An 11995-nucleotide genomic window follows, 5' to 3' on the forward strand; every position below is an offset into this window, starting at 1 on the left:
TCACACCCGTTCCCATACCGAACACGGAAGTTAAGCTCTTTTGCGCCGATGGTAGTTGGGGGTTTCCCCCTGTGAGAGTAGGACGTCGCTGGGCAAATAAAAAAGAAGTCGTTACCGAGTAATCGGTAGCGGCTTTTTTATTTGTAGAATAATTAACTTCTGTAAGAAATAGTTCCTCGTTGTTATATATAGGCTATCTATATTTGGTTGCTTTGGCTTAGTAATTAGTTACTCATGCTACAAAGTTGGCTGCTCTCAACGTAAAACTAGTAGCTTATAAGGTAAGGAAGATGAAAAAGTAATGTGTTGGTTGCGGAAGCTATTGCAGAACTTATCGAGACATCGAATTTGACTCGCTTGGTGACGCTTCTACAGACGATTGGTGATACAGGACACCAATTTGTACGTTGTTAGTGAGGATAGCGATGAACAGGCTTATGATGGGGATTTCAGGTCATTAAAATTAGTGATTCTGTTGTGCGGCTGTTTTGAACAGTCAACGTACTATAGGATGAGGAAACTTCCAAACGTCTATTACCTAATAATTCTGGAACGAGATTAGCCTTGCTTATATTTGTTATTGTCTTTTAAAGTGGAAAAAGGTAGTGGCGCTGTTTAATCTGTGCTTCTACTTTTTTTATTTTAACTAAATAGAATCCAACAGTCTTTACTCTCTAACTAGCTTTTGTTATATTGGTTATATAACAAAGGCGGAGGGGTTTGTATGAAGAGGTTAGCAATTGTTTTTTCTTCAATAGCAATGATCTTTTTATTACTTGCTGCGTGTAGTAAGGAAAAAGAGGAGGAGTTAGAAATGAATTCGTTAGAAATCATTGAAGGTGTATGGAAAGGATTCATTAATATTCCCAATCAACCACTACCAATCATCGTTGAATTTGAAGCGGACAAAGGGATGATTAGTATTCCAGTACAAGGCCTAAATAATTATCCACTAACAAATACGAAGCTAAATGAATCAGACGTATTTTTTGATATGAATATTCAAGGACAAAAGTTAACATTTGATGGCAAGGTCGAAAAAGAAAAGATTACAGGGACCTTTACACAGCAAGGGCAGACTTTCTCTTTTGAATTGGCGAAGGGAAGTAAAGAGGAGGAAGTAGAAGAGGATCGTTTAGTGGAAGTGAAGGTAGAGGGTGGAACGATGTCTGGCCAACTAGAAATTCCTGAAGGCGACGGACCTTTCCCTCTCATGGTCATTATTGCTGGTTCTGGTCCGACTGATCGAAACGGAAACTCAATTGCATTACCAGGTAAAAACAATAGCTTGAAAATGCTTGCTGAAGATCTAGCAGCAGAAGGTGTTGCAACTATTCGCTACGACTAGCGAGGAGTTGGAAAAAATGCAGTGTTAGCCGGCAAGGAGGAAGATTTGCGATTTGACCAATTTATTGATGATGCGGCAGCATGGGTCCAATTTGTAAAAGGGGATGCACGCTTTTCGAAGGTCGGAATAATTGGTCACAGTGAAGGTTCATTAATTGGAATAGTGGCTAGCCAAAAAGCAGACGCAGATGTGTTCATTTCTATTGCAGGAGCTGGAAGACCTATTGATCAGGTACTTCTTGAACAACTCCAAGCACAACTTCCACCAAACCTAATGGAAGAGTCCACCAATATTCTAAAAAGATTAAAACAAGGTGAGCAAGTGAAAGTTGTAAGTCAGGAATTACAAAGTTTGTTCCGCTCATCGGTTCAACCATATATGATATCTTGGTTACAATATGATCCGGCTGAACAACTGCAAAAGTTAAACGGACCAGTGCTCCTAGTAAATGGGAATGTAGATATTCAAGTCCCAGTAAAAGATGCAGAGCTATTACACCAATCGAAGAAAGGTTCTGAATTACTCATTATTGATAAGATGAATCATATTTTGAAGGAAGCACCTACCGAAAGAGAAGGAAATATTGCTACCTATTCAAATCCCGATCTTCCATTAGCGAACGGTTTAGTGGATGGTATAGTCCAATTCTTGAGAGAACATGTAAAATGAAGTGATGGTTGCATATAAAATGCTGAACTTTTTTAAGCTCAGCGTTTTTTCAATGTTTAGTTATAGGGGGAAAATGGGGATGAAAGAAAATCGTATCCGGCTAGATGGAGGGTTCCATAACGACCTTTTTTACATGGAGGAAAAAGAAAAAGTAGTAAGAATATCTAATGCTAGAAAAACGAAGGAAATGGTCTTACAGGAAATTGATTGGATGGATTACCTATACAAACAAGGGGTTGCTGTTCCTAAGTCGGACCTGCATTTGGAAGAGGAAAAAGGGCGGGTAACTGCGTATTTCGAATTTATTAAGGGAGATATGTTGGATGTAACAAACGTATTACATTGGAATGAAAAAACATTTGGACAATGGGGAAAGGTATTAGGAAGAATGCATGCTCTATCTAAAAGGTGGGAAGTCGAAGAAATACATCGACCTGTTTGGTCAGTTGGAAATACGGATGTGTTTGGTATTAGGATCGATTCATCCTCATGGTTAAGAAAATATTATGACAGGTTGATGCAAAGCCTGTGTGCGTATGAAAGCATGCCAAACACATTTGGTCTAATTCATAATGACTTTCATCAAGGGAATCTAATCATTACAAAGGATGGTACTATTACTACGATTGATTTTGATGATTGTGCGTATAATTGGTATGCACAAGATATTGCAGTGGCATTCTATCATGCGTATTGGCAACATAGCTCTTACAATGACAATATAAAAGCTTTTCCACAGACATTTATGAAACATTTTCTTGCGGGTTATCAAACTGAAAATTTACTTCATGAGGACACTGTCGAACAAATTCCTATATTCCTTAAACTAAGGGAAATATTTTTATACGAACTATTTACTCAAAAATGGAATGAGAATAACTTGGAAGAATGGCAAAAGTATACTTTGTTGAACTTAGAAGAAAAGATTAAGAACAAAGTGCCGTATGCTGAGATTAATGATTTTTCTATCTATTTGTAACATACGCAAAAAGAGTCTAAATTCTAGTATGAATTAGACTCTTTTTGTTTGTTCAATTTTCTATCTAGTAAGTTAAGAAGTAGTCTTCCGTTTTTTATTCTTCGAAATGGTAGCGAGAGTCGGGATACACATACCAACTAAAATAACGATAATTCCAAGGACTTGTAACCATGATAATGCTTCGCTCAACACGAGTACCGAAACAATTACGGCGACTGGTAACTCCATCGCGCTTAAGATAGAAGAAACAGCACCTCCAACTTTTGGCACAGCAATAACGAATAAGTATATCGGAACGATAATGCCAAGTAGTCCAAGAGCTAGTCCATAAAATAGTAGCGATTCCGTAAATAATTTCCCATTCCAAACAATTTCAGGGCTTTGGAAAATAGCAATCATGACAGCTGCGATAAATGAAACAAATAGTAGACGAGTCGTCGTATTCATCCCTTCTACTTGTTTCGTATTGACGTTCATATTCAAAGAGAACGAAACCGCAGCGGCAAATCCGTACATCCAGCCTCTCCAGTCAATGCCACTTAAATCGACATCGAGAACACCAGCAGCTAAAATCGTACCGATAAATAAAATAATAAGCGAAATTACTTCGGGTCTCGACGGCAATCTTCTTCTAATAATACAATCGATGAGCGTACCAATCCATGTAAATTGAAATAGCATAACGACTGCCAAAGAAGCAGGCAAGTAAATAAGTGCCTGTCCATAAACAATTCCTGTCATCCCTGTAAAGATCCCTGCTAATAGTATTATTTTACCCCCGCCATGTAAGCGCGGAAGCTTTCGCTGTGTCACCAGATAGATAACTAAGGCTAAAAGAAATCCAGTAATATATTGACTCGCAACCGCTTCCGAGGCTGTATAGCCATCTCCAATTGCAAGTTTCACCATTGTTGATAAAGTCCCATATGAGCTAGCCGCAAAAACGACCATCAGTGGGTAAATCCATGATTTCATAAAATTTCTCCTTTAATCGGGTCTTACTGTTTTTACCATATGATAAAAAGGTTCACCGATAATTGTCCAAGGACATACATTATCAAAACTTAGTCTATTATACAAGCTAATCGCGGCATATTTTTCTGTTTCTACATTTAAAGATAGTTTGCCGCCACCAAAGCTTTTTACTAATTGCTCGGCATAATTTAAAAGCTTTGTACCAATACCTTGACCACGATAGGTGGGGTCTACAACAACTGTATCTACATACCATTCCCCAGGTAAAGTTTCTGGATCTATTTTGACTGATGTCCCTTTTTTATTGGAAAGATAGTCTTCCAAGTTTGCATCGAGTGTACTAGCCTGCTCAGCAGAATAAAACACGAGCACACCAGCAACCTTTCCTTCCATTTCTGCAATATACGTAAATAAATAAGAATGTCGATTATCCGTACGAGTAAACAAATGCTCGAACTCCTTCGTAATTCTTGTTTCCTCTGTTTCACCTGTTATATGCATAGCAATATCCCCAATTGCTTCCATAATTAAAGGAACCGCATCTTTGGCATCTTCTTTACGTGCATTTCTTATAGAAATGTTCATTGTTCATCCACCTTCCCAATGAAATATTATAACATAAAAAGTTTTTGAAACCTTTTTGTTCTATATATAGTAGAATAGAAGAAAGGAAATAAAGGAGGAATGACAGTGGACTTAGAATCAATACCGTGGATGCTCATATTGCCGCTAGTGGTTATCCAACTTATTTTAATACTTGTTGCTATCATTGACTTAATAAGGGTGAATAATACGAACGGACCTAAATGGCTGTGGGCATTGATCATTGTTTTAGGAAATTTAATTGGACCTATTATCTATTTCATCGTAGGGAGACGAAACGAATGAAGACATTACTTCATATACAAGGCTTAACGAAACAATATGGAAAAGAAAAAGCGGTAGATAAACTAACCTTTTCACTACTCAAAAACACATCAACTGCCCTTATCGGACCAAATGGAGCAGGGAAAACAACGACATTGTCGATGCTTGCAGGATTACTAAAACAAAGTTCTGGAACGATTGTATTCGATGGAGAAATAACAGAGGATACCCGAAAAGTAATCGGGTTTTTACCGCAATATCCAAAGTTTTACTCTTGGCTAACAGCACTTGAATTCACGGAATTGGCAGCAAGGTTAAGTGGTGTAGATGCGAAAATAGCAAAACAAGAAGCGGAAAAAACGCTTGAATTTGTAGGTCTTGCAGATGTAAAAAACAAAAAGACTGGGACATTTTCCGGGGGAATGAAACAAAGACTAGGGCTTGCACAAGCAATCGTTCATAAACCAGCATTATTGCTTTTAGATGAACCAGTATCTGCATTAGATCCAATAGGCAGACGAGAAATAATGAATTTACTAAAAGAATTACAAGCAACAACGACCATTTTATATTCGACTCATATTTTAAATGATGCAGAAGAAATGACGGACCAGTTAGTATTTTTACGAAAAGGGAAGTTAGTAGAGCAGGGGTCCATGCAAGAAGTTCGGGAAAAATATGCAAATCCTATGTATAAGTTACATTTTGTTTCTAGTGAGGAAGCAGCAAAGTTTGTGGAAATCTCCCCTTGGTCTGCTAAACAGGAAGATTCGATTGCTTTTGTCCATATAGAAGAGGAAAAACCGATAATGAACGAAGTACTGCGTGTACTTGCAGATAGTCGTTTGAACTTGTTAAAAGTAGAGCGAGCAACGGCTAGTTTAGAAGAAATCTTTTTACAGGTGGTGAATAAAGGATGAGTAACTTTTCGATATTATTTCAAAAAGAGTGGCGAGAGAATGTACGGAATTTTAAAATTCTTTGGATACCACTTGTGTTTTTGTTGTTTGGTATTTCGGAGCCTTTGACTAATTATTATTTACCACAAATTTTAAATGCAGTAGGAAATATGCCGGAAGGAACGGTTTTTCCGTTTCCGGAATTTACACCAGAGCAAATTGTGATGTCGACGATTGGTCAGTACCAATTTATCGGGATGTTAGTCATAACACTTGGATTTGCAGGCATAATTTCAAGGGAACGAAAGAACGGGACTGCTACGTTCTTATATGTAAGACCGATTTCGTATGGAAGCTACGTGTATAGTAAGTTTAGTATGATGTGCATACTAGTGATTGGTAGTGTCATACTTGGATCATTAGCCAATTTATATTATACAAATGTTCTATTTGGAGCAGTGGATACAGGAGCTTATGTAGGGTTTCTTGGAACGTATATTGTATGGTTGTTGTTTGTTGTTAGCATTGTTCTATTCTCAAGTGCGGCTTTTTCGACTGCAATTGCTTCAATAGTATCGCTTGCTCTCGTTTTATTTGTTCAGTTTATAGACGCTTTACTTGGAACTTACTGGACAATTTCTCCTTGGAAATTACCTATGTATGCAGGGTATGTATTAAATGGAAGCGTCGATAAAACGCCATATATATGGAGTATGATAATTACATTATTAGTTATCGTTTTCCTAATCTTCGGAGCAGTTTACTTCGCTAAAAGAAATATTTCTAAGACAAAAATATAAAAACACTATTTAGAGGTGAAAAAAGTTGCCGACTCGCAATTCTGATCGATTTGTTACAGCATATAATCGAATAGATCAACTAATGAAGGATGTTATTGGAACACAGGAGCATATGGCATTTTTTCGATTAATCGATTATGCGAAAAAAAAGAATGCTGTAATAAGAAAATATGAATCAGATTTGCGAGAATACGGTGATCTTCGGAATGCAATCATTCATAATCGCACCTCGATGGAATTTGCCATTGCAGAACCACACGAAGATGTTGTGCTAAAAATGGAGGAAATAGAAAGTGCTTTGAGGACTCCGGTAACAGTCGGAAGCATGTTTCGAACGAATGTGACGATGTTTCAACAAACGGATTCCTTGAGTTATGCGTTAAAAGTAATTAAAGACAAAAAGTATAACCAATTTCCAGTGTATGCTGGTAAGCAGTTTAAAGGATTGATCACACCAGTTGGAATTACGATGTGGATGGCTAGTATGGTGGATTCTAAAGACTTTTCTAGATCCCGTACAACACTAGGTGAAATTCTTGCACATGAAAATGACAGGGAAAATCATCGATTTATCGCCAAGCAAGAATCCGTTTATGAAGCATTGGAAATTTTTAAGGCAGCTGTAACAAGAGGACGCCGTTTAGAAGCACTGCTAATCACTGATGACGGCAAGCCAAATAACAAACTGATTGGAATTGTGACACCGATGAGTTTGATGAAAATCAAATAAACGGGATGAATTTTTCCAAAAGTCGTCTTTTCTCTTCCGTTTTCGAGTAAAATGGGAGTGTCATAGATTAGGGAAAAGGAGGACTAATATTGGAACAGCATGAAAATTTTCAACAACAGCCAACTGGTGACATGTCAGTAGGTGAATGGCTTATTACGATGTTAATTATGATTATCCCAATCGTGAACATCGTCATGCTTTTTGTCTGGGGATTTGGAAGTCCAGACAAACGTCGCAACTATGCCCGGGCATCACTCATTTGGATGGCTATTAGTATTGTACTTGTTATTATTTTTTATGGGGTTATATTCGCATTAATTATCTCTTTGAATCCATATTAAAATACATTTCCCGGGAAATAGCATATTTCGACATGAAAAAGTATTCTTGTAGTTAAATACAGGGATACTTTTTTTACATTTGATATTATAATGAATAAGGAGTGAGTTAATATGAAAATCGCTTTGTTTGGAGCTACCGGACGTGTTGGAAGTGACATTCTATTATTACTTTTGAAAAACAATATAGAAGTAACTGTACTTGTAAGAGATCCGGAGAAAGTGCAACCTCATGATAAATTGACCGTCCTACAAGGGAATGCAAGAAAAGCATCCGATATAGAACTTACATTAGAAAATGCAGATGCGGTGATAAGTGCCCTCGGGACGGATCAGACGACTGTATTAACAGAATCTATTTCACATATTATTTTAGCGATGAAAAATCGGAATATCCATCGCATCATAACGATTGGAACAGCAGGAATATTGATGAGTAGGGTTGATCTGGGGCTACTTCGTTATGAATCATCCGAATCAAAACAGAGATCAAGAGTTGCCGCAAAAGAACATCATCGTGTATTTAGTATGTTAAGTGCATCAAGGCTAGATTGGACGATTGTTTGTCCAACGTATTTGCCTGGCGGTCCTGCGACCAATGCCTATACAATCGAACGAGATAGGTTACCAGTTGGAGCAGTTCGAACGACAACGGGAGATACAGCTTTATTTGCATATAATGAATTAATTGAGAATAAACATATTTGTTATAGAGTAAGTATTATGAGTCCCGAGTAATTTAGGAGAAAATAAATGAAAAAATGGTTAGTAGGATTAATTGTAATAGCAATTGCTTTATATATAGGGAATTATGGGATTAAAACAACAGAAATTACCGTGGAATCGGATAACATTCCAACAGTATTTAATGGTTTAAAGATTGTACAAATTTCTGATTTACACGATGCAACATTCGGAGAAAACCAAGAAAAGCTTGCAAAAAAAGTCCGAGATGCAGCGCCGGATCTCATTTTCTTGACAGGAGATTTGATAGATAGTAATCGCTATGACTTGGAAAATAGTTTAGATGTGGTAAGGCAAATTATTTCGCTTGCACCTGTTTATTATGTGACAGGTAATCATGAAATTGCGACGAATGATGTGGATCATATTAAAGCTTCATTGACTGAGTTAGGTGTAAACGTATTATCAAATGAAGAAAAAACAATAGAAAAAGATGGAGAACAGTTACGCATTATAGGAATTGAAGATCCATTGAGTGGGGTATCGGTAGGGGATGCATTGAGCAAGTTCGATAAGACGGATTCCTACACACTAGTACTATCGCATCGTCCAGAAACGTTTCATGATTATGTAGATAATGAAGTGGATCTTGTATTTGCAGGCCATGCACATGGTGGTCAGATTCGTATCCCTGGATTAGGAGGACTTGTCGCTCCAGGTCAAGGTTTATTGCCAAAATATACAGCGGGAATGTATACGGAAAATAAAACAAATATGATCGTTAGCAGAGGTTTAGGAAATAGTGTTATGCCTGTTAGGGTGTTTAATACACCGGAAATTATTGTTGTTACATTAAAAGCTACATAATAACCCCCTGCATTTTTGTAGGGGGCTTTTAACTACTTATTATCTTTTCTGTCCAACCGTTCTTTAAATTCTCCAAATTTATGTTGGGCTTCGCCTTTGAGTTTATCAAGCTTACCTTCAGCTTGTAACTTCATGTCATCGGTTGCATTTCCAAGTTGATCTTTTGTTTCGCCTTTGATTTTGTTTACAGTACCTTTTAATTTGTCCGATAATCCACTCATGTGTATTCCTCCTCAAATTACGGTTCTACTAGGTATATACCCAAGTGGAATAAATATGAAACTAGATAACTTATTCTACAATCACAAATTGCTTCAACATTGCATAGAATCTTGCTCCATGACCTTCAGCTGCTTCTAGGAAGTACTTTTCCGTTATGACAAAGCTTCCACCGTTTTTATTGTCTACTACATAAACGTTAGTAACGGGACTATTCCACTCTGTGCCGCCCTCGATGGCGTGCAGTTTATAACCTTCTACCGGTTCGGTTACAGATTCCGTTGCAGTCACTTTAGAATATTTTGAAGCAAGCTCTGTTTCTTTCGTAGCCACTATCTCTTCTGGGGTAAGGTCTTTAAATTGTTCAATTTCCATGGAGACTTCCGGATATCTTTCTTCCAAAGGTTCTTTTGTCGTAATAACATCCGAGTTTTCGCCTTTTATCAGTTTGTATCGTTCTTCATCGATATAAATGATGTATTCTGCATCTTTGCCTTCTTGGAGAATAACATCTGTTGTTTCTTCTGTACCTTCAATACTTTGTATAATCTCTTTTTCTGGTATGAACATATCTTTTATTTGTTTAATGAACGCCATTCCAGTGTCTGTTTGTGTACTAAACAATATCATTACCCCAGCTGCAGCGACAATAATGATGGGTATAATTTTAGACTTCTTTTTCATATGTTTTCCTCCCTGCTTTGTTGTAAAAGTCCCTGAACTAACAGTGTTTTGATATTTCTTTCATCATATTTTCAAGCATTCTAACTTGTTCACTTAAAGTGGGAAAAGTTTAATGGAAATAAAAAAAAGCTTAAAGTAATTACTTTAAGCAGTTGGAACATTATTTAAACCAGCCTTTTTCTTTAAACCTGGCAATCGCTTCAATTCGATTACCTACATCTAGCTTATCTAAAATAACGGAAATATAATTGCGAACAGTACCAGTCGTTATATAAAGTTCGCTTGCAATTTCTTTTGTATTTTTACCATCTGCAATGAGTTCTAGTACTTGGCTTTCACGATCTGTTAGAGGGTTTTCCCCTTCATATGCGATATCTACTAGCTCTGGTGCATAAATGCGACGACCATCCATTATGATGCGAATTGAATTTGCAAGTTCTTCACTCGGACTATCTTTCAGTAAATAGCCGTTGACTCCGGCTTTTCGAGCACGTTCAAAATAACCGGAACGTGCAAAAGTAGTTAAAATAATGACCTTACAATTATTTGTTTTTAATTGCTCGGCAGCGTCTAGCCCACTTTTGATTGGCATTTCAATGTCCATAATACAAATGTCAGGCTGCAGTTGTTCGATTAACTTCAAGGCTTCTTCCCCATTACTCGCTTTTCCGACAACTTCCATATCCTCTTCTAAATCTAAAAGTGAACCAAGAGCACCAAGTACCATTCGTTGATCTTCTGCAATGACAATTCGTATCATGTTTGTTCCTCCTGTTCTATTTGTTGAATTACGATGGGCACGCGTATATTTAGTGTTGTACCGTTCTTTGAGTGTATGTCCAAACTGCCGTTCACAAAGTCTAATCTTTCTTTAATACCGCGAAGGCCATGTCCTTTTGACCAATCATTTTTCGTATCGATTCCAGTTCCGTTATCATGCACTTTAAGCAATGTTTCTTTTGTTGATTGTTTAATCGAAATAGAACATGAAGTAGCGCCGCTATGTTTGACTACGTTGGTCACTGCCTCTTTTAAGCACATGCTAAGCACATTTTCGACAAGTAACGGGGTATTTCTTAGTTCTAGTGTACCGCTTATTTTGCAGGAAATCTCTGCCGCAAGTAGTATTTGTTTTACTCGAAAAAGTTCATCTTCTAGTTTATTGCCACGCATATTTGCGACAAGTTCTCGTACTTCTTTCAAAACAGAGCGTGCTGTTTGGTTAATATCATTAATTTCGTTTTTGGCTGCTTGTGGATTTTTTTCGATAAGCCGACCTGCCAAATCACTTTTTAACCCAATGAGTGAAAGCTTTTGTCCGAGCGTATCATGTAAATCTCGCGCAATTCTTTCTCTTTCTTCAATAATGGTAAATTGAGAAATACGTTTCTGTGCATCTTCTAGCTGTCCTTCTAACAACTCTCGCTTGTTTCGGTTATATGTATTGAATGGCAATAATATTACCCCGATTAAACATGCAATCAGAAAGGGAAGATGTGATAGAAAAAGTTCTGTTTGTTCAAAAAAGCCAATGATGACAGCTATTATAATAGCGGCTATATGGATACTATAAATGATAAAAAAACTAACTTTATGTTGTATATGACCAATAAAGAAAGATAAAAAAATAGAGAAGTATATATAACCAAAAAGGACTGTCATTGTTACACTAATCGCTATTTCTATAGCTACACATACATATAAAGGCCAACCAGTAGAAGTGAATGATAAACGGTATGCAATAAAAAACATAATCGTTAAAGTTAATCCAAGGACCATTTCTAATGGTGCGCTTGATTTAAAAATAAAAAAGAATGGAAAAATACAAAAAACAATCCAAGCGTAAATACTTAACCAAGGATATTTTGGGAAAATCTGATACCATTTTGGCAACGAATGCACCTCACTTTTCTTCATTATAAATGAAAAACCATTC

The 11995-nt window shown here is 37.0% G+C and carries 16 protein-coding genes and 1 rRNA gene; 11 read left to right on the top strand and 6 right to left on the bottom strand.

The features are described 5' to 3' along the window. From rrf to ACIQYS_RS14320, 4 genes are all read left to right on the top strand, one after another. Positions 1-94 (top strand): 5S ribosomal RNA (rrf, locus tag ACIQYS_RS14305); the annotation flags it as partial. Positions 95-724: 630 nt separating this feature from the next. Beyond that, the gene (locus tag ACIQYS_RS14310; protein ID WP_402981251.1) at positions 725-1348 is read left to right on the top strand and encodes a dienelactone hydrolase family protein; all 624 of its coding nucleotides are present in this window, start codon (positions 725-727) and stop codon (positions 1346-1348) included. Positions 1349-1393: 45 nt separating this feature from the next. Continuing rightward, positions 1394-2017, top strand: coding sequence for an alpha/beta hydrolase family protein (locus ACIQYS_RS14315; protein ID WP_402981254.1), 624 nt, complete (start codon positions 1394-1396; stop codon positions 2015-2017). A 79-nt stretch (positions 2018-2096) separates the two neighbouring features. Beyond that, positions 2097-2996 (top strand): phosphotransferase enzyme family protein, encoded by a 900-nt coding sequence (locus tag ACIQYS_RS14320; protein WP_402981257.1) that lies wholly within the window; start codon positions 2097-2099, stop codon positions 2994-2996. 72 nt (positions 2997-3068) lie between these two features. Here ACIQYS_RS14320 and ACIQYS_RS14325 read toward each other — a convergent pair whose 3' ends face one another. Then, positions 3069-3971, bottom strand: coding sequence for an EamA family transporter (locus tag ACIQYS_RS14325; RefSeq protein ID WP_402981260.1), 903 nt, complete (start codon positions 3969-3971; stop codon positions 3069-3071). 12 nt (positions 3972-3983) lie between these two features. Then, positions 3984-4556 carry a GNAT family N-acetyltransferase gene (locus ACIQYS_RS14330; RefSeq protein WP_402981263.1) on the bottom strand — a complete coding sequence of 191 codons (573 nt, stop codon included), beginning with the start codon at positions 4554-4556 and terminating at the stop codon, positions 3984-3986. Between the two features lie 105 nt (positions 4557-4661). Between ACIQYS_RS14330 and ACIQYS_RS14335 the strand changes: the two genes are divergently transcribed. The 7 genes from ACIQYS_RS14335 (at position 4662) to ACIQYS_RS14365 (ending at position 9156) form a co-directional block, all read left to right on the top strand. Then, positions 4662-4859, top strand: coding sequence for a PLDc N-terminal domain-containing protein (locus ACIQYS_RS14335; protein WP_402981266.1), 198 nt, complete (start codon positions 4662-4664; stop codon positions 4857-4859). After that, positions 4856-5758, top strand: a complete 903-nt coding sequence (locus tag ACIQYS_RS14340; RefSeq protein WP_402981269.1) for an ABC transporter ATP-binding protein — start codon at positions 4856-4858, stop codon at positions 5756-5758. Before ACIQYS_RS14335 ends, ACIQYS_RS14340 begins: the two co-directional genes overlap by 4 nt. Next, positions 5755-6537 carry an ABC transporter permease gene (locus ACIQYS_RS14345; protein ID WP_402981272.1) on the top strand — a complete coding sequence of 261 codons (783 nt, stop codon included), beginning with the start codon at positions 5755-5757 and terminating at the stop codon, positions 6535-6537. Before ACIQYS_RS14340 ends, ACIQYS_RS14345 begins: the two co-directional genes overlap by 4 nt. Before the next feature lie 25 nt (positions 6538-6562). Continuing rightward, a complete protein-coding gene (locus ACIQYS_RS14350) occupies positions 6563-7267 on the top strand; it encodes a CBS domain-containing protein (RefSeq protein ID WP_402981275.1) in 705 nt (234 codons plus the stop codon). Positions 7268-7356: 89 nt separating this feature from the next. Next, positions 7357-7608, top strand: coding sequence for a hypothetical protein (locus ACIQYS_RS14355; protein WP_402981278.1), 252 nt, complete (start codon positions 7357-7359; stop codon positions 7606-7608). 111 nt (positions 7609-7719) lie between these two features. Continuing rightward, positions 7720-8343, top strand: coding sequence for an NAD(P)-dependent oxidoreductase (locus ACIQYS_RS14360; RefSeq protein ID WP_402981281.1), 624 nt, complete (start codon positions 7720-7722; stop codon positions 8341-8343). A 15-nt stretch (positions 8344-8358) separates the two neighbouring features. Then, positions 8359-9156 carry a metallophosphoesterase gene (locus ACIQYS_RS14365; protein ID WP_402981284.1) on the top strand — a complete coding sequence of 266 codons (798 nt, stop codon included), beginning with the start codon at positions 8359-8361 and terminating at the stop codon, positions 9154-9156. A gap of 32 nt (positions 9157-9188) precedes the next feature. On the opposite strand, the gene ACIQYS_RS14370 is transcribed toward ACIQYS_RS14365, so the two are convergent. From ACIQYS_RS14370 to ACIQYS_RS14385, 4 genes are all read right to left on the bottom strand, one after another. After that, positions 9189-9377: a CsbD family protein gene (locus tag ACIQYS_RS14370; protein ID WP_402981287.1), complete on the bottom strand. Its 189-nt coding sequence runs from the start codon at positions 9375-9377 to the stop codon at positions 9189-9191. A 70-nt stretch (positions 9378-9447) separates the two neighbouring features. After that, positions 9448-10059, bottom strand: coding sequence for a hypothetical protein (locus tag ACIQYS_RS14375; RefSeq protein ID WP_402981290.1), 612 nt, complete (start codon positions 10057-10059; stop codon positions 9448-9450). A 160-nt stretch (positions 10060-10219) separates the two neighbouring features. Beyond that, positions 10220-10819 (bottom strand): response regulator, encoded by a 600-nt coding sequence (locus tag ACIQYS_RS14380; RefSeq protein WP_402981293.1) that lies wholly within the window; start codon positions 10817-10819, stop codon positions 10220-10222. Then, positions 10816-11952: a sensor histidine kinase gene (locus tag ACIQYS_RS14385; RefSeq protein ID WP_402981296.1), complete on the bottom strand. Its 1137-nt coding sequence runs from the start codon at positions 11950-11952 to the stop codon at positions 10816-10818. Before ACIQYS_RS14385 ends, ACIQYS_RS14380 begins: the two co-directional genes overlap by 4 nt. Positions 11953-11995 lie beyond the last annotated feature (43 nt).

Source organism: Psychrobacillus sp. NPDC096426 (assembly GCF_044762745.1).
Classification (GTDB): Bacteria; Bacillota; Bacilli; order Bacillales_A; family Planococcaceae; genus Psychrobacillus.